Source organism: Longispora fulva, from assembly GCF_015751905.1.
GTDB lineage: Bacteria > Actinomycetota > Actinomycetes > Mycobacteriales > Micromonosporaceae > Longispora > Longispora fulva.
On the sequence record NZ_JADOUF010000001.1, the window covers coordinates 7,977,822 to 7,992,500 of the forward strand.

The 14,679-nt window shown below is 73.6% G+C and carries 12 protein-coding genes (1 of these 12 cut by a window edge); 8 read left to right on the forward strand and 4 right to left on the reverse strand.

The window, feature by feature from the left end:
• The first annotated feature begins 76 nt into the window (after positions 1-76).
• The 6 genes from IW245_RS37020 to IW245_RS37045 all read left to right on the forward strand — a co-directional run bounded on the left by IW245_RS37020 (position 77) and on the right by IW245_RS37045 (position 8,218).
• Positions 77-691 (forward strand): hypothetical protein, encoded by a 615-nt coding sequence (locus IW245_RS37020; protein WP_197007720.1) that lies wholly within the window; start codon positions 77-79, stop codon positions 689-691.
• A gap of 9 nt (positions 692-700) precedes the next feature.
• Positions 701-1,528 (forward strand): AraC family transcriptional regulator, encoded by an 828-nt coding sequence (locus tag IW245_RS37025; protein ID WP_197007721.1) that lies wholly within the window; start codon positions 701-703, stop codon positions 1,526-1,528.
• Between the two features lie 9 nt (positions 1,529-1,537).
• Positions 1,538-2,299 (forward strand): AzlC family ABC transporter permease, encoded by a 762-nt coding sequence (locus tag IW245_RS37030; RefSeq protein ID WP_197007722.1) that lies wholly within the window; start codon positions 1,538-1,540, stop codon positions 2,297-2,299.
• Positions 2,296-2,604, forward strand: coding sequence for an AzlD domain-containing protein (locus tag IW245_RS37035; protein ID WP_197007723.1), 309 nt, complete (start codon positions 2,296-2,298; stop codon positions 2,602-2,604). The genes IW245_RS37030 and IW245_RS37035 overlap by 4 nt, the downstream gene beginning before the upstream one ends.
• A 215-nt stretch (positions 2,605-2,819) precedes the next feature.
• Positions 2,820-6,794: a Pls/PosA family non-ribosomal peptide synthetase gene (locus IW245_RS37040; protein WP_197008885.1), complete on the forward strand. Its 3,975-nt coding sequence runs from the start codon at positions 2,820-2,822 to the stop codon at positions 6,792-6,794.
• Complete coding sequence (locus tag IW245_RS37045) at positions 6,791-8,218, forward strand: M1 family metallopeptidase (protein WP_197007724.1); 1,428 nt, start codon at positions 6,791-6,793, stop codon at positions 8,216-8,218. The genes IW245_RS37040 and IW245_RS37045 overlap by 4 nt, the downstream gene beginning before the upstream one ends.
• Before the next feature lie 106 nt (positions 8,219-8,324).
• On the opposite strand, the gene IW245_RS37050 is transcribed toward IW245_RS37045, so the two are convergent.
• From IW245_RS37050 to IW245_RS37065, 4 genes are all read right to left on the reverse strand, one after another.
• Entirely contained in the window at positions 8,325-9,824 is a 1,500-nt protein-coding gene (locus IW245_RS37050; RefSeq protein ID WP_197007725.1) for a CYTH and CHAD domain-containing protein, read from the reverse strand.
• 58 nt (positions 9,825-9,882) lie between these two features.
• The gene (locus tag IW245_RS41255) at positions 9,883-10,608 is read right to left on the reverse strand and encodes a polyphosphate kinase (RefSeq protein WP_197007726.1); all 726 of its coding nucleotides are present in this window, start codon (positions 10,606-10,608) and stop codon (positions 9,883-9,885) included.
• Positions 10,609-10,693: 85 nt separating this feature from the next.
• A complete protein-coding gene (locus IW245_RS37060; protein ID WP_197007727.1) occupies positions 10,694-11,305 on the reverse strand; it encodes an MBL fold metallo-hydrolase in 612 nt (203 codons plus the stop codon).
• Between the two features lies 1 nt (position 11,306).
• Positions 11,307-12,014, reverse strand: a complete 708-nt coding sequence (locus IW245_RS37065) for a maleylpyruvate isomerase family mycothiol-dependent enzyme (protein WP_197007728.1) — start codon at positions 12,012-12,014, stop codon at positions 11,307-11,309.
• A 58-nt stretch (positions 12,015-12,072) separates the two neighbouring features.
• Between IW245_RS37065 and IW245_RS37070 the strand changes: the two genes are divergently transcribed.
• Together IW245_RS37070 and uvrA are read left to right on the forward strand one after the other, a co-directional pair.
• A complete protein-coding gene (locus tag IW245_RS37070) occupies positions 12,073-12,696 on the forward strand; it encodes a ribosome small subunit-dependent GTPase A (RefSeq protein WP_197007729.1) in 624 nt (207 codons plus the stop codon).
• 41 nt (positions 12,697-12,737) lie between these two features.
• Positions 12,738-14,679: the 5' portion of an excinuclease ABC subunit UvrA gene (uvrA, locus tag IW245_RS37075; protein ID WP_197007730.1), read on the forward strand. It continues 1,034 nt past the right edge of the window; 1,942 of the gene's 2,976 nt are visible here — the first part of the coding sequence; the start codon lies at positions 12,738-12,740; its stop codon lies beyond the right edge, outside the window.

A 14,679-nucleotide genomic window follows, 5' to 3' on the forward strand; every position in this document is an offset into this window, starting at 1 on the left:
GCGCCCAACCGTGAATGATCGACTACCGAGCGTGATCTTGGCAGTAAACTGGCCTTAGCCTCGAAAGGAGGCTGCCATGTTCACTCGTCTGGCACGATTGGCCCCCCTGACGGGCGTCGTGTTCCTGCTCCTCCTGGTCGCCTGCTTCATCGTGGGCGGCAACGGGGTCGACTCGGACAAACCCACTGACAAGGTCGTCGCCTACTGGAAGGACAACGACACCCGGCAGATCTGGGCGTGCCTGCTCGCGTTGCTCGCGACGCTCGCGCTCGTCTGGTTCGCCGGCAGCCTGCGGCAAGCGGTCTCGCGCGCCGAGGGCGGCGACGGCCGGCTCGCGCAGATCGCGTTCGGCGGCGCGCTGCTCGCCGCGGTGGGACTGCTGACCTTCAGCGGGTTCGCGTACCTGGCCGCTGACACGGTCGGGAAGGTGCCCGGGGAGATCACGCACACGTTCACCGTGATCGCCAACGACCTGTTCTTCCCGCTCACGGCGGGGCTCGCCCTGCTGCTCGGGGCGTCGGGGCTGGCGTTCCTCTACACGGCCTTGCTGCCCAGGTGGCTCGGCTGGGTGAGCATCGCCATGGCGGTCGCGGTTCTGACCCCGTGGGGATTCTGGGTGGTCCTGCTGGCGGCCCTGTGGATCGCCGGAGTCGGGATCGTGCTGTTCATGCGGGGTGGGGCCCCGGCCTAGAGTCGGGGGATGACCGGGGACCGGGCGAGGTACTGGCGGCGGGACGCGCTGCCCGGTACCGAGCTGCTCGCCGCCCGGTTCGTCCGGCACGCGTTCGCCCGGCACGCGCACGCGGAGTACGCGATCGGGGCCATCGTCGACGGCGTCGAGGAGTGGGACGTGGCCGGCGGCACGATGCGGGCCGGCGCGGGCTCGCTCGTCTTCGTCAACCCGGAGGTCCCGCACAACGGCCGCGCCGGGGTCCCCGAGGGCTGGTCGTACCGGATCATCTACCCCGACGTCGCCACGGTGCGGGCCGTCGCCGCCGAGCTGGGCCGGCCCGGCACGCCGTGGTTCCGGGAGTCCGTCGTCGCCGATCCCGGCACCCACCGGCTGCTGGTCGCCGCCGTGCGCGCCGCCGACCGCGGCGACGACCTGGCGGCGTCCAGCGCCCAGCACGCGGCCCTCGTCGCGCTGCTCGGGCTCAACGCCGGCACGGCGGCCCCCGCGTCCGCCCCGGCGCCGCGCGCCGTGGACCGGGCCCGGGAGCTGCTGCACGCCCGGCTGACCGCCCCGCCGACCCTCGCGGAGCTGGCCGAGCACGTCGGGCTCGGGCCGCACGTGCTCCAGCGCGCCTTCCGGACGGCCACCGGGCTGCCGCCGCACGCGTACCTGGTGCAGGAGCGGGTGCGGCGGGCCCGGTCACTGCTCGCCGCGGGGGACCGGCCGGCCGAGGTCGCGGCGGCCGTCGGGTTCGCCGATCAGGCCCACCTGACCAGACATTTCCGGCGATACCTGGGCGTGCCGCCGGGGGCGTACCGCAAGAATGTTCAAGATCGGGGAGCCCGGGAGGCCTAGCGTCGGGGTATGTCCTCCTCCGCCACCCGACGGGCCGCCGTCCGGGCCGGGCTCAGCCTCGGCGTCGCCGTGGGCGGGTCCGGGCTCGCATTCGGGGCCACCGCCGTCACGTCCGGGCTCAGCGTCGCCCAGGCGTGCGCGCTGAGTCTGGTCACGTTCACGGGCGCGTCGCAGTACGCCCTCGTCGGGGTTGTCGCCACCGGCGGCAGCCTCGCCGTCGGCGCGGTCGGAGCGCTCCTGCTCGGCGGCCGCAACACCCTCTACGGGCTCCGGCTCGCCGACCTGCTCCGGGTCACCGGCGTCCGCCGGCTCGTCGCCGCCCAGGGCGTCATCGACGAGACCACGGCCGTCGCCGTCGGCCAACACGACCGGGAGGCGGCCCGCGCCGGGTTCTGGACCTCGTTCGCGACCCTGTACGCGCTGTGGAACCTCAGCACCCTCGTCGGCGCGCTCGGCGTCGAAAGGATCGGCGACCCGTCCGCGCTCGGCCTCGACGTCGTGGCGCCGGCCGCGTTCCTGGCGATCCTGTGGACGCGGCTGAAGGCCGACCCGGTCGCGCGGTGGGTGGCGCTCGGCGGGGCGGGCCTGGCGCTGGCCGGGACGCCGTGGCTGCCCGGGGGCACGCCGGTGCTGCTGGCCGGGATCGCGGCCCTCGCGGCGGCGCTGCTCGGCAGGGTGCCGGCCAGGGAGGCGGCGGCGGTGTCCGCGCCGGGCCGCGCCGGCGGCGGGCCGGGCACGGCCGACGGCGCGGGCTCCGGGGGTACCCGATGACGCTCTGGCTCGTGATCGCCGCCGTCGGGGTCGGCTGCTACGCCCTGAAACTGGCCGGCCTCGCCGCGCCCCGCGAACTCCTCGACCAGCCGAGGGTCGCCCGGTTCGCGGACCTGGTGCCCGTCGCCCTGTTGTCGGCGCTGATCGCCGTGCAGGTCCTGACGAGCGGCCGGGAGTTGACCGTGGATCCGGCGCGCCTGTCGGGCCTGGCGGCGGCGGTTCTGGCGCTGGTGCTGCGGGCCCCGTTCCTGGTGGTGCTGATCGCCGCGGCGGTGACGACCGGGCTGGTCCGGGCCCTGGTGTGACCGGGGGTCGCGTGCGTCTCCGCGCGCGTTTGCCCGACGTTCGCCGACCGGACGTCCGCGCGTCACCCGTGCCTGCGACGCTGCTGTGGCTCTGCACACCGAACGCCGGTCCCGTTCACCGTGCTGTCGTAGGGTTGTAGGTCGGGCACGAACAGGCCCGGAGAGTGAGGCACCCTGTGACCACCGCCGTCGCGGTCCGCGCGGTCTTCCCGGCCATGGAGCCCCCGGCAGGGCGCACCCTGGTCGACGTCCTGGCCGCCACCGTCGCCCGCTATCCGAACGCCCCGGCCCTCGACGCCGACGGCACGCCCCTGAGCTACCGCCGCCTCGCCGAGGAGATCGAGTCGCTGCGCCGCCGCCTGCACGCCTCGGGCGTCGGCGCCGGCCACCGGGTGGGGGTCCGGATCGCCTCCGGGACCGCCGAGTTGTACGTCGCGATCCTCGGCGTCCTGGCGGCCGGCGCGGCCTACGTGCCCGTGGACGCCGACGACCCGGACGAGCGGGCGGCACTGGTGTTCGGCGAGGCCGGCGTGCGGGCCGTGCTCGGCGACGGTGGCGAGCTGACCATGATGGACGTCGCGCCGGCAGAGGAGACGTCCTTCGAGGGCCCTGCCGCGGCTCTCACCCCCGCCGATGCCGCCGTTGATGGCGTCCCCGGCCCCGGCACTCCGGACCCGGCAGCCCTCGCTGACGCCCCGCCGGCCCTGACCGGCCCCGTCGCAGCCCCGGCGGTCCCCGGCCTCCTCGGCACGGTCGGCGTCACGCCCGGGCCCGCCACCCCGCTCGACGGCGGTCCCACCCTCGACTCCGACGCCTGGATCATCTTCACCTCCGGCTCCACCGGCAAGCCCAAGGGCGTCGCCGTCACGCACCGCTCCGCGGCGGCGTTCGTCGACGCCGAGGCCCGGGTCTTCCTCCAGGACGAGCCGCTCGGCCCCGAAGACCGCGTCCTCGCCGGCCTGTCCGTCGCCTTCGACGCCTCCTGCGAGGAGATGTGGCTCGCGTGGCGGCACGGCGCCTGCCTGGTGCCCGCGCCCCGCGCCCTGGTCCGCAGCGGCGTCGACCTGGGCCCGTGGCTGGTGGAGCGCGGCATCACTGTGGTCTCCACCGTGCCGACCCTGGCCTCGCTGTGGCCGACGGACGCCCTGGAGGAGGTCCGGCTGCTCATCTTCGGCGGCGAGGCCTGCCCGCCGGAGTTGGCCGAGCGGCTCGCGGTCGAGGGCCGGGAGGTGTGGAACACGTACGGGCCGACCGAGGCGACCGTCGTGGCCACCGCCGCCCGGATGACCGGCACCGGGCCGGTGCGGATCGGGCTGGCGCTCGACGGCTGGGAGCTGGCCGTCGTCGGCCCGGACGGCGAGCCGGTCGCGATGGGCGACACGGGCGAGCTGGTGATCGGCGGGGTGGGCCTGGCCAGGTACCTGGACGAGGTGAAGGACGCGGAGAAGTTCGCGCCGCTGCCGTCGTTGGGCTGGGCGCGGGCGTACCGCAGTGGGGACATCGTCCGGGCCGACCCCGAGGGCCTGCTGTTCATGGGTCGGGGCGACGAGCAGGTCAAGCTCGGCGGCCGGCGGATCGAGCTGGGTGAGGTCGACGCGGCTCTGCAGTCCCTGCCGGACGTGGCGGGCGCGGCGGCGGCGGTGCAGCGTACGAAGGCCGGCAACCAGGTGCTCGTCGGCTACGTCGTGGCCCCGGACTCGTTCGACGCGGACAAGGCCGTCAAGCGGCTCCGCAAGCAGTTGCCGGCCGCGCTGGTGCCGCTGCTGGCCCGGGTGGCGACGCTGCCGACGCGTACCTCCGGAAAGGTCGACCGGGCGGCACTGCCCTGGCCGTTGTCCACGATGGACCTGGCCCGCACGATGCTCTCCGGCACGGAGCTGTGGCTCGCCGAGGCGTGGGCGGAGATCCTCGGTGTGCAGGTCGGCGCGCCGAAGGCGGACTTCTTCAGCAACGGCGGCGGGAGCCTGTCGGCCGCGCAGCTGGTGGCGCACCTGCGTACCCGGTTCCCGCAGGTCGCGATTGTCGACATCTACCAGAACCCGACCCTGGGCGGGCTCGCGGCGTTCCTCGACGCGTTGTCGGGGGAGACGAGCGTCCGCCGGGAGGTCGCGCCGACCCCGGGCCGGACCGGTGTCGTGCAGTCGCTGCTGATGCTGCCGCTGCTCACCCTGGTGGGCCTGCGCTGGTCGGTGGTGGCTCTGGCCCTCGCCAACCTCCTGGGCACGGACTGGGCTCCGACGACGTCCTGGTGGTGGTTGCTCGCCGGCTGGGTGGCGCTGTTCAGCCCGCCGGGCCGGATCGCGCTGGCGGCCGGCGGGGCCCGGTTGCTGCTGCGCCGGGTCAGGCCGGGCAGCTACCCGCGGGGCGGGAGCGTGCACCTGCGGCTGTGGACGGCGGAGAAGCTCGCCGAGTTCAGCGGGGTCACGAGCGTGTCGGGCGCGTCGTGGATGACGTGGTACGCCAAGGCCCTCGGCGCGAGGATCGGCAAGGACGTGGACCTGCACTCCGCGCCGCCGGTCACCGGCATGCTCAAGCTCGGCCGGGGCTGTGCCGTGGAGCCCGAGGTGGACCTGTCCGGGCACTGGGTGGACGGCGACCGGATCCGGATCGGCAAGATCCGGATCGGGGCCGGGGCCCGGATCGGCGGCCGCAGCACCCTCCTCCCAGGCGTGCGGGTCGGCAAGGGCGCCGAGGTGGGCGCCGGCTCGACCGTGCTGGGTGTCGTCCCGGCCGGGCTGCGCTGGGCCGGCTCGCCGGCGGCGGAGGACACCCCGGACCCGCGGCGCTGGCCGGAGGAGCGCCCGCCGCGCAGCCGGTTCTGGGCGGTGGTCTACGGCTCGACGTCCCTGTTCCTCGGCCTGCTGCCCCTGGTCGCCGCCGCCCCGGCCGTCGTCTGGGTCGGGCGCGCGGTGTCCGGTGCCGCGACGCTGCCGGACGCGCTGCGGGCCGCGCTGGTCCTCGTGCCGGCCGCGACCGTCGGGTACTTCCTCACCTACGCCCTGCTCGTCCTCGTCGGGGTGCGGCTGCTGTCCATCGGCCTGCGCGAGGGCTACCACAAGGTGCACGGCAGGGTCGCCTGGCAGGCGTGGTTCACCGAGCGCCTGATGGGCATGGCCCGCACCGGCCTGTTCCCGCTGTATGCGAGCCTGTTCACCCCCGTGTGGCTCCGGCTGCTCGGGGCGCGGATCGGGAAGAACGTCGAGGCTTCCACGGTCCTCGCGCTGCCGTCGATGACCACGGTCGCCGACGGGGCGTTCCTCGCCGACGACACGATGGTCGCCAGCTACGAGCTGGGCCACGGCTGGCTGCACATCGCGCCGGCCAGCGTCGGCAAGCAGGCGTTCCTCGGCAACTCGGGCATGACGGCCCCGGGCCGTTCCGTACCGAACCGGGGACTGGTGGGCGTGCTGTCCTCCGCGCCGCGCAAGGCGAAGAAGGGCAGCTCCTGGCTGGGCATGCCGCCGATGGCGATCAGCCGGTCGGTGGAGTCGGCCGACACGTCCCGCACGTTCAAGCCGCCGGTCCGGCTCAAGATCGCCCGGGCGCTGGTCGAGCTGGCCCGGATCGTGCCCGTGATGTGTTCGGCCGCGCTGGCCGTCGGCGTCCTCGCCGTGGTGTTCCGGCTCGGCCCCGTCCTCGGACCGGTCCTGTCCGGGGTGGCCCTGCTGGTGGCCGGTGTGTTTGCCTGTCTGACAGCGACCACAATGAAATGGCTGCTCGTAGGCAGGTTCCGGGCGACGGAGCACCCGCTGTGGAGCTCGTTCGTGTGGCGCAACGAGCTCGCGGACACCTTCGTCGAGGTGCTGGCCGTCACCTGGCTGGTCGGGAAGATCGGCGGCACCCCGCTGCTCCCCGCCTGGCTGCGCACGATGGGCGCGCACATCGGCAGGGGCGTGTGGCTGGAGACGTACTGGCTGCCGGAGTCCGACCTGGTCCGCCTGGGCGACGGCGCGACCGTGAACCGGGGTTGCGTCGTGCAGACCCACCTGTTCCACGATCGGATCATGAGCATGTCCGGGGTCGACTTCGCCGAGGGCTCGACCCTCGGTCCGCACGGCATCGTGCTGCCCGGCGCGAGCATCGGGGCCCGCACCACGGTCGGCCCGGGTTCGCTGGTGACCCGGGGCGACGCGGTGCCGGCGGACTCGCGCTGGCTGGGCAACCCGATCGCCGGGTGGAACCAGGGGTGAGCCCGAAGAGACGCCCGGAGGAGGACACACCCCCGGAGACCACCGGACCGCGCCCGGCCAAGCGTGCCGGGGCCGCCCCGTCGGGCACCGGGCCGCGCCCCGTCGCGGACTCCCCGCCGACCCCGGGCGCCGACCACTCCGGCGATTCCTACCTGCCGCAACACGGCAACGGCGGGTACACGACACGATTCTATGATCTTGATCTGGACTACAGGGTCGGCCCCAACCGCCTCGCCGCGCACGCCCGGATCGAGGCCACCGCCACCCAGGCGCTGTCCCGGTTCAGCCTCGACCTCGCCGGCCTGCGCCCCACCCGGGTCCTGGTCGACAACAAACCGGCCCGGTTCGCGCACCGGGGGCACAAGCTGTACGTCACCCCCGCCCGGCCGATCCCGAACGGCGCGGCCTTCGCCGTCGAGGTCCGCTACGCCGGCAACCCCCGCCCGATCAGCGGCGAGTGGGGAGACATCGGCTGGGACGAGCTGACCGAGGGCTCGCTGGTCGCCAGCCAGCCCGTCGGCGCGCCGTCGTGGTTCCCGTGCAACGACCACCCGGCGGACAAGGCCGGCTACCGGGTCACGGTCACCACCGACTCGCCGTACACGGTCCTGGCCACCGGCCACCGCACCGAACACCGCCGGGGCGGCAGCACCACCACCTGGGTGTACGACCGCCCCGAGCCCACCTCCACCTACCTGATGGGCGTGCACATCGGCCGGTACGAGGAGCGCGAGATCGCCACCGGCCTGGTCTCGCAGAAGGCCGCGTACCCGCCCCGGCTGCGCGCGCCCTTCCTGCACGACTTCGCCCGGCACGGCGAGATCATGGAACAGTTGCAGCTGCTGTTCGGCCCGTACCCGTTCGAGGACTACCAGATCGTGGTCACCGACGACGACCTCGACGACCCGATCGAGGCCCAGGGCCTGTCGGTGTTCGGCGCGAACCTCGTCGACGGCCGGCGCACCCACGAGCGGCTCATCGTGCACGAACTCGCCCACCAGTGGTTCGGCAACAGCCTCACGGTCGCCGACTGGCGGCACATCTGGCTGAACGAGGGCTTCGCCACGTACAGCGAGTGGCTGTGGTCGGAGCGCTCGGGCGGCCCGTCGGCGGACCTGCACGCCCGGCAGTGGCACGCCCGGATCGCCGCATCCCCCCAGGACCTGGTCCTCGCCGACCCGGGGGCGCACCGGATGTTCGACGAGCGGGTGTACAAGCGCGGCGCGCTGACCCTGCACGCGCTGCGGCACCGGCTCGGCGACGGCCGGTTCTTCGCGATGCTGCTGGCGTGGACGGCCGACCACCGGCACGGCACGGTCACGACCGACCAGTTCACGGCGCTGGCCACCAGCTACGCCCAGGCCCCCCTGACGGACCTGTTCGACGCCTGGCTGTTCTCCCCGGCCCTGCCCGCACTGCGATAGAAACCCGATCGTCCGGTTACGGGGAGCCGGCCCCCGACGCGCGTCCGCACCGCCCGGCGTGGCTGCAGACCCAGCCGCGGCTCGAAGCCCAGCGGCCGGCTCGCGCCTACCCCAACCACTCCGTCAGCTTCCCCCGCCGGGCCTCGGCCCACACCCCGGCGAACCTTCCCCGGGCGGCCACCACGGCCCCCCGTTCCCGCTCCACCAACCGCCCCACGGTCACCCCGTACCGCCCCGGATCGGCGGCCCCCAGCTCCAGCCACGTCTCGGCGGCCAACGCCGCGTCCTGGTGCTCCCCGAGATCCCCCTGAACGGCCGCCAGCGCCGCGGCCAGCCGCTGCGCCGGCCGGCCGACGACGGAACTCACGGCCTCCACCGCGTACCGGGCCCGCTTGGCCCGCACCCGGGCGGCGTGCCACACCTCGTCGGGCCCGTCGGCCCGCAGCCCCCGGACGTCCCGGACCAGCCTCTTCCACGTCCGGGCCACGAACGGCGGCAGCGCCTCCCGGGCCGGCGCCCGCCCGCCCCGTCCCACCCCGGGCTTGGCGGCGACGGTGACGAGCAGGTCCAGCAGCTCCAGGTACCGCTCGGAGGTCAACGCCGCGTCCAGTTCCGTCACCGCGTCCCGGTACCGGTCGGCGAGGGCCCGGTCGAGCTCCCCGACGATCTCCGGATCGAGGGGCGCGAGCGGGTCGGCGGCGGCGGTGACGCCCAGCCGCGCCCGCAGCACCTCTGCGTCGCGCACCCCGCCGAGCACCGAGGCCAGCCACGACAACTCGGCGCGCAGCGGATCGGCCCAGCGCGGATCCAGTAGCGGGGCGAAGGTCCGCAGCCGGCTGCGCAGCCGCCGGCAGCCGACCCGCATCTGGTGCACGGCGGTATCGCCCCGCCCGACCTCGGCCCGCAGCCGGACGAGCGGGTCGTGCGCGACGATCACCCCGATGTCGCGGCGGATCCCGCCGGCGACCACGTCGGCGGCGGTGGCCTTCTTCCGGGACACCGGCCGGGGCGAGGCGGCGAGGTCGGCCGGGGCGGTGGCGGGGGAGCCGAGCGCCCGGACGTGCTTGGCCGTGAACTCGCCCTCGACGGCCCCCGCTGCGGTCAGGCTCCCGGCGACCCGGTCGAGCACGTCGCGCCCGCCGGCCTTCCGTTCGACCTCGATCTCCCGGAACCGGGTGACGACCCGCCGGCCGACGAGCACGCTGACGTGGTCGTCGACCAGCTCGGCGAGCACCGTCCCGGAACCGTCGCGCAGCTCGTAGGGCTGACGGACGGTGCGCAGCACGATCACCGGCGCGAGCGGCTCGGACCGGCGGAACGTGGTGACCAGGTCGGCCAGCTCCGCCGGCGGCCGGCCGGACGGGCCGGCGAGGCTGACCTCCCGTCGGATACCCGGAATGGCGGTGGGGAGTTTGACGGTCCACGGCTCGGCGTCCCCGGTCCGGAACCGCAGCGAGGCGCCGGCCCGGGCGAGCCGCAGGTCGGCGGTGTCGAAATAGGTGGCGCGCAGCCGCACCGGGGGCAGCGCGAACACGTCGGGCGCGTCGAGGAACTCGTCGGGCAGGGCGAACGCCTCGTCGACCTCGAACTTGCGTTCCTCCTCCATGGACCAACCCTATGGCGGGTCCGGGGGCTGGACCAGCCCCAAGAAAACGGACAAAAGCCTATCCCGCGTACAGCTCCCGAAGTGCGGACAGGTCTAAAAGCCCCGAAAGTCGCAGCACGTCCTCGGGCCGCACGTCCAGCTCCCGGAGCAGGAACTCCAGCGCCCGCTCGCACACGTCCGCGTCGACCTCGAGCCGGACCGGCGGCGCGCCGGGCGCGGACCGGGTGACCCGGAAGGCGTGCCGGTCGACGAGCGCCATCCCGGGGAACAGCGCCGGCAGGTGCCGGACGACGAGGTCCTCCACCGGCAGGTACCGACCGCGCCCGACGGCCAGGAACCGGGGCGTGGTGGTCGGCATCCGCACGGACGCGAACAGGTCCGGGCCGCCGGCCGGGTCGGTGAGCAGCACGGCCAGGTGCAGCGCGAGCCCCCGGACGTGCGGGAACGGCCGCGCCCGGTCCACGGCCATCGGGGTGAGCACGGGCAACACGCTCTCAGTGAAGTACCGGCGGAGCCGCCCGGCGGTCGACGTGCCCAGTTCCGACCACCGGACCAGCCGGACGCCGGCCGCCGCGAGCGTGGGGACCGCGTCGGCGGTCAGCGCGCGCAGCCAGCGGGCGGCCAGCTCCGGTCGGCGGCCGGCGTCGCCGGACATGTACAGCTCGTCGAGCGCGCTGGCGCAGTTCGCCATGAACCGGATCCGCTCCAGGGGAGGGGCGGCCGCGTCGACGGCGTGCGCGAACAGCGTGTCGAGGGCGGCGGGCGTGACGACGTCGACGGTCACCGGTACCCCCTCAGCACTGTTTGTTGTGTGTCCTGAGGGTAGTGGAAATCGGTCCTAGGCCCCCCAAAAGTTGACGAGCGTCACTTCACCAGCCGCGGGCGACCCATTCCGGAATGGACGGCCGTTCGCGACCGAGCGTGGTGTCGGCGCCGTGGCCCGGGTAGACGACGGTGTCGTCGGCGAGCCGGTCGAACAGCTTGGTCCGCACGTCGTGGATCAGGGACGCGAACCGGTCGGCGTCACCCTGGGTGTTTCCCACGCCGCCCGGAAAGAGCGAATCGCCCGTGAAGAGGTGTCCGACGCCCGCCGGGTCGCGGTAGTGCAGCGCGATCGAGCCCGGGGTGTGCCCCACGAGGTGGATGACCTCCAGGTCCACCTCGCCGACCCGCACCGTCGCCCCGGACGGCTCGGCGGCCACCGGCAGCCCCTCGATGTCGTCGGCGTGCGCCACCGACGCCGCCCCGGTCGCGGCGAGGACCTCGGCGAGCCCCTGCCAGTGGTCCGGGTGCCGGTGCGTGGTCACGACCGTGGCCAGGCCGTCGGGCCCGACCAGCTCCAGCAGGCGGTCCGGCTCGGCCGCCGCGTCGATCAACAACTGCTGTCCGGTACGCCGGCAGCGCAGCAGGTACGCGTTGTTGTCGAACGAGCCGACCGACAACTTCCTGATGATCAGGTCAGTGGTCTCGTGCGTGTCCATCTCAGCCCCAGCTCGGCAGGGTCGGCAGTGTCCCGACCAGTGACTTGTGCGCCCCGCGCCCGATCAACCACGCGGCGAGCGCGTGCCCGGGCCCGCTGATCGTCGGCGCGCCCTCACCATCCCCGACCACGTACTGCGCCCCCAGGTCAGTGGCCGTCAGCACCATCCGCGGCGCGTCCTGCCGCCCGGTGAAGTCGTGCGTCACCTCGCGCAGCAGCCGCCGGACGAACGACTCCGGCCAGGACCCCGACCCGTAGTCCACGCCCAGGTCGGCGTGGTGGATCTCCACCTCCTTGAGCCGCAGCCACGGCACGGTCAGCGCGGGGATCCGCCGCTCGTTGAGGGTCCACACCACGGCGTTCCACGCGTCGGCCGGCACCTTGGCCGCCCGGTCGGCGAACCCCTGTGAGGCGCCGGTCACATCCGCGACGTGTTCGGCGGCCGGCCGACCCGCGCCGGCGTCCACCGCGGCCACCCGGTCCTCGAAGCTGGTGTACATCGGGGTCTGCACCCCCGACTCCGCCCAGGTGAGCAGATTGACCAGTCCGTCGGCGTTGCGGGCCAGGTGGGTGAGCACATGGCCCCGGGTCCAACCGGGTAGGAGGGAGGGAGCGGCGACCTCTTTGTCGGTCAACCCCCCGACGGTACGAAGCAGCCGCGCCGTCGCGCGATCGAGTTCAGCCAGGAGGGCCAGTGGGTCGGTGGTCATGTGATGCAGGATAATCGGCTGGAACGCGGGGGCCGTTGAACCTAGCGTGGATCCCCTGATGAGCATTGATCTTGACTCTCTGGGCTGGGGCGAGGACCTGGCCGCGGCGTTCGCCCCGTACCGTCGTCGGGGCCTGCGCCCCGGACGCGTGCTCAGAGTCGACCAGGGCGTCTGCGTCATCTACACCGCCGCCGGCATCGTCCGGGGCAGCCTGGGCGGCGCGATGCTGTCCCGCGGAGCCCGCTCGCCGCTGACCATGCCGTGCGTCGGCGACTGGGTGGTCCTGCGGTCCTGGGCCGACGGGCCGAAGACCATCGAGGCCGTCCTGCCCCGCCGGACCACGTGGGTCTGGCCGGGCGCGGCGCGCGCCCAGGCCGCCAATCTCGACGCCGTCCTCCTCGACGACCCCGCCGGCTGGCGGCCGGAGGACCTGCCGACGGTCGCGGCCCCGCCCGTGCCGTTCCCGAGGGGCTTCACCCTGGGCCTGCTCGGCGTCGGCCGGTCGGTCGTCACGAGCCTGGAGACCGTCACCGACGACGGCCTGATCATGCTCCCCGACGGGGGCGTCGTCCTCGAGATCAGTCGGGTCTCCGACAGCCCGAAACTGCCCCGCCAGCTGGGCAGACAGAAAATGTCAGAGGGCACGGATACAGTGGCTGACTGGCGCCCGTCTGGGCGCTGACCGGGCACACCACCGCCGAAACACTCCGTGAGGGTCGCATCGTGTTGGACCGATTGATCATCCGTGGCGCACGCGAGCACAATCTGCGCGACGTCAGCCTCGACCTCCCGCGCGACGCGCTGATCGTCTTCACGGGTTTGTCCGGTTCGGGCAAGTCCAGCCTCGCGTTCGACACGATCTTCGCCGAGGGTCAGCGGCGGTATGTGGAGTCGCTGTCGGCCTACGCCCGCCAGTTCCTCGGCCAGATGGACAAACCCGACGTCGACTTCATCGAGGGCCTGTCCCCGGCCGTCTCGATCGACCAGAAGTCCACCTCCCGCAACCCGCGCTCCACGGTCGGCACGATCACGGAGGTCTACGACTACCTCCGCCTGCTCTACGCCCGGGCCGGCGAGCCGCACTGCCCGGTGTGCGGCGAGGCGATCAGCCGGCAGACCCCGCAGCAGATCGTCGACCGGCTGCTCGTCATGCCGGAGGGCACCCGCTTCCAGGTCCTCGCTCCGGTGATCCGGGGCCGCAAGGGCGAATACGTGGACCTGTTCCACGAGCTCCAGTCGAAGGGTTACGCGCGAGCGCGGGTCGACGGGGTCGTGCACTCCCTCACCGAGCCGCCCACCCTGAAGAAGCAGGAGAAGCACACCATCGAGGTGGTCGTCGACCGCCTCGCGGTGAAGAAGTCGGCGAAGCAGCGGCTCACCGACTCCGTCGAGACCGCGCTCGGCCTGGCCAGCGGCATCGTGCTCATCGACTTCGTGGACCTGGAGGAGGACGACCCGGCCCGCGAGCGCCGCTTCTCCGAGCACTTCGCCTGCCCCAACGACCACCCGCTGTCGATCGAGACCCTCGAGCCGCGCACCTTCTCCTTCAACGCCCCCTACGGCGCGTGTCCCACCTGCACCGGCCTCGGCGTCCGCAAGGAGGTCGACCCGGAGCTGATCGTCCCCGACCCGGAGCGCAGCCTCGCCGACGGCGCGATCCAGCCCTGGTCGGGCGGCCAGACGTCGGAGTACTACCAGCGGCTCCTCACCGCCCTCGCCGAGCAGCTGTCCTTCGACATGGACAAGCCGTGGCGCGCCCTGCCGGCCAGAGCCCAGAAGGCCATCCTCTACGGCGCGGACACCCAACTGCACGTCAAGTGGCGCAACCGCTACGGCCGCGAGCGCTCCTACTACGCCAACTTCGAGGGCGTCCTGCCCTGGCTGGAGCGCCGGCACGAGGAGACCGAGTCGGAGTGGAGCCGCGACAAGTTCGCCGGCTACATGCGCGACGTGCCCTGCCCGGACTGCGGCGGCACCCGGCTCAAGCCCGAGGTCCTCGCGGTCCTGCTCAACGGCAAGAACATCGCCGAGCTGTGCGCCCTGTCGATCGGGGAGTGCGTCGAGCTGCTGGCCAACCTCGAGCTCAACGACCGGCAGAAGATGATCGCCGAGCGGGTCCTCAAGGAGATCACCGCCCGGCTGACCTTCCTCCTCGACGTCGGCCTCGACTACCTCTCCCTCGACCGGGCCGCCGCGACCCTGTCCGGCGGCGAGGCCCAGCGGATCCGGCTGGCCACCCAGATCGGCTCCGGCCTCGTCGGCGTCCTCTACGTCCTCGACGAGCCCTCGATCGGCCTGCACCAGCGGGACAACCACCGCCTGATCGAGACCCTGATCCGGCTCCGCAGCCTCGGCAACACCCTGATCGTCGTCGAGCACGACGAGGACACCATCCGCACCGCGGACTGGGTGGTCGACATCGGCCCAGGCGCGGGGGAGCACGGCGGCGAGATCGTGCATTCCGGCACGGTCGACGAGCTGCTAGCCAACGAGAAGTCCCTCACCGGGTCGTACCTGTCCGGCCGGACCGCCATCCCGGTGCCCGCGATCCGCCGGCCCCGCACCAAGGGCCGCGAGCTGGTGGTCAAGGGGGCCAGGGAGCACAACCTGCGCGGCCAGGACGTGGCCTTCCCGCTCGGCCAGTTCATCTCCGTGACGGGGGTGT

Coding starts and splice junctions, on each gene's coding strand:
- IW245_RS37020 (WP_197007720.1), top strand. CDS start 77: ATGTTCACTCGTCTGGCACGATTGGCCCCCCTGACGGGCGTCGTGTTC.
- IW245_RS37025 (WP_197007721.1), top strand. CDS start 701: ATGACCGGGGACCGGGCGAGGTACTGGCGGCGGGACGCGCTGCCCGGT.
- IW245_RS37030 (WP_197007722.1), top strand. CDS start 1,538: ATGTCCTCCTCCGCCACCCGACGGGCCGCCGTCCGGGCCGGGCTCAGC.
- IW245_RS37035 (WP_197007723.1), top strand. CDS start 2,296: ATGACGCTCTGGCTCGTGATCGCCGCCGTCGGGGTCGGCTGCTACGCC.
- IW245_RS37040 (WP_197008885.1), top strand. CDS start 2,820: ATGGAGCCCCCGGCAGGGCGCACCCTGGTCGACGTCCTGGCCGCCACC.
- IW245_RS37050 (WP_197007725.1), bottom strand. CDS start 9,824: ATGGAGGAGGAACGCAAGTTCGAGGTCGACGAGGCGTTCGCCCTGCCC.
- IW245_RS37060 (WP_197007727.1), bottom strand. CDS start 11,305: ATGGACACGCACGAGACCACTGACCTGATCATCAGGAAGTTGTCGGTC.
- IW245_RS37065 (WP_197007728.1), bottom strand. CDS start 12,014: ATGACCACCGACCCACTGGCCCTCCTGGCTGAACTCGATCGCGCGACG.
- IW245_RS37070 (WP_197007729.1), top strand. CDS start 12,073: ATGAGCATTGATCTTGACTCTCTGGGCTGGGGCGAGGACCTGGCCGCG.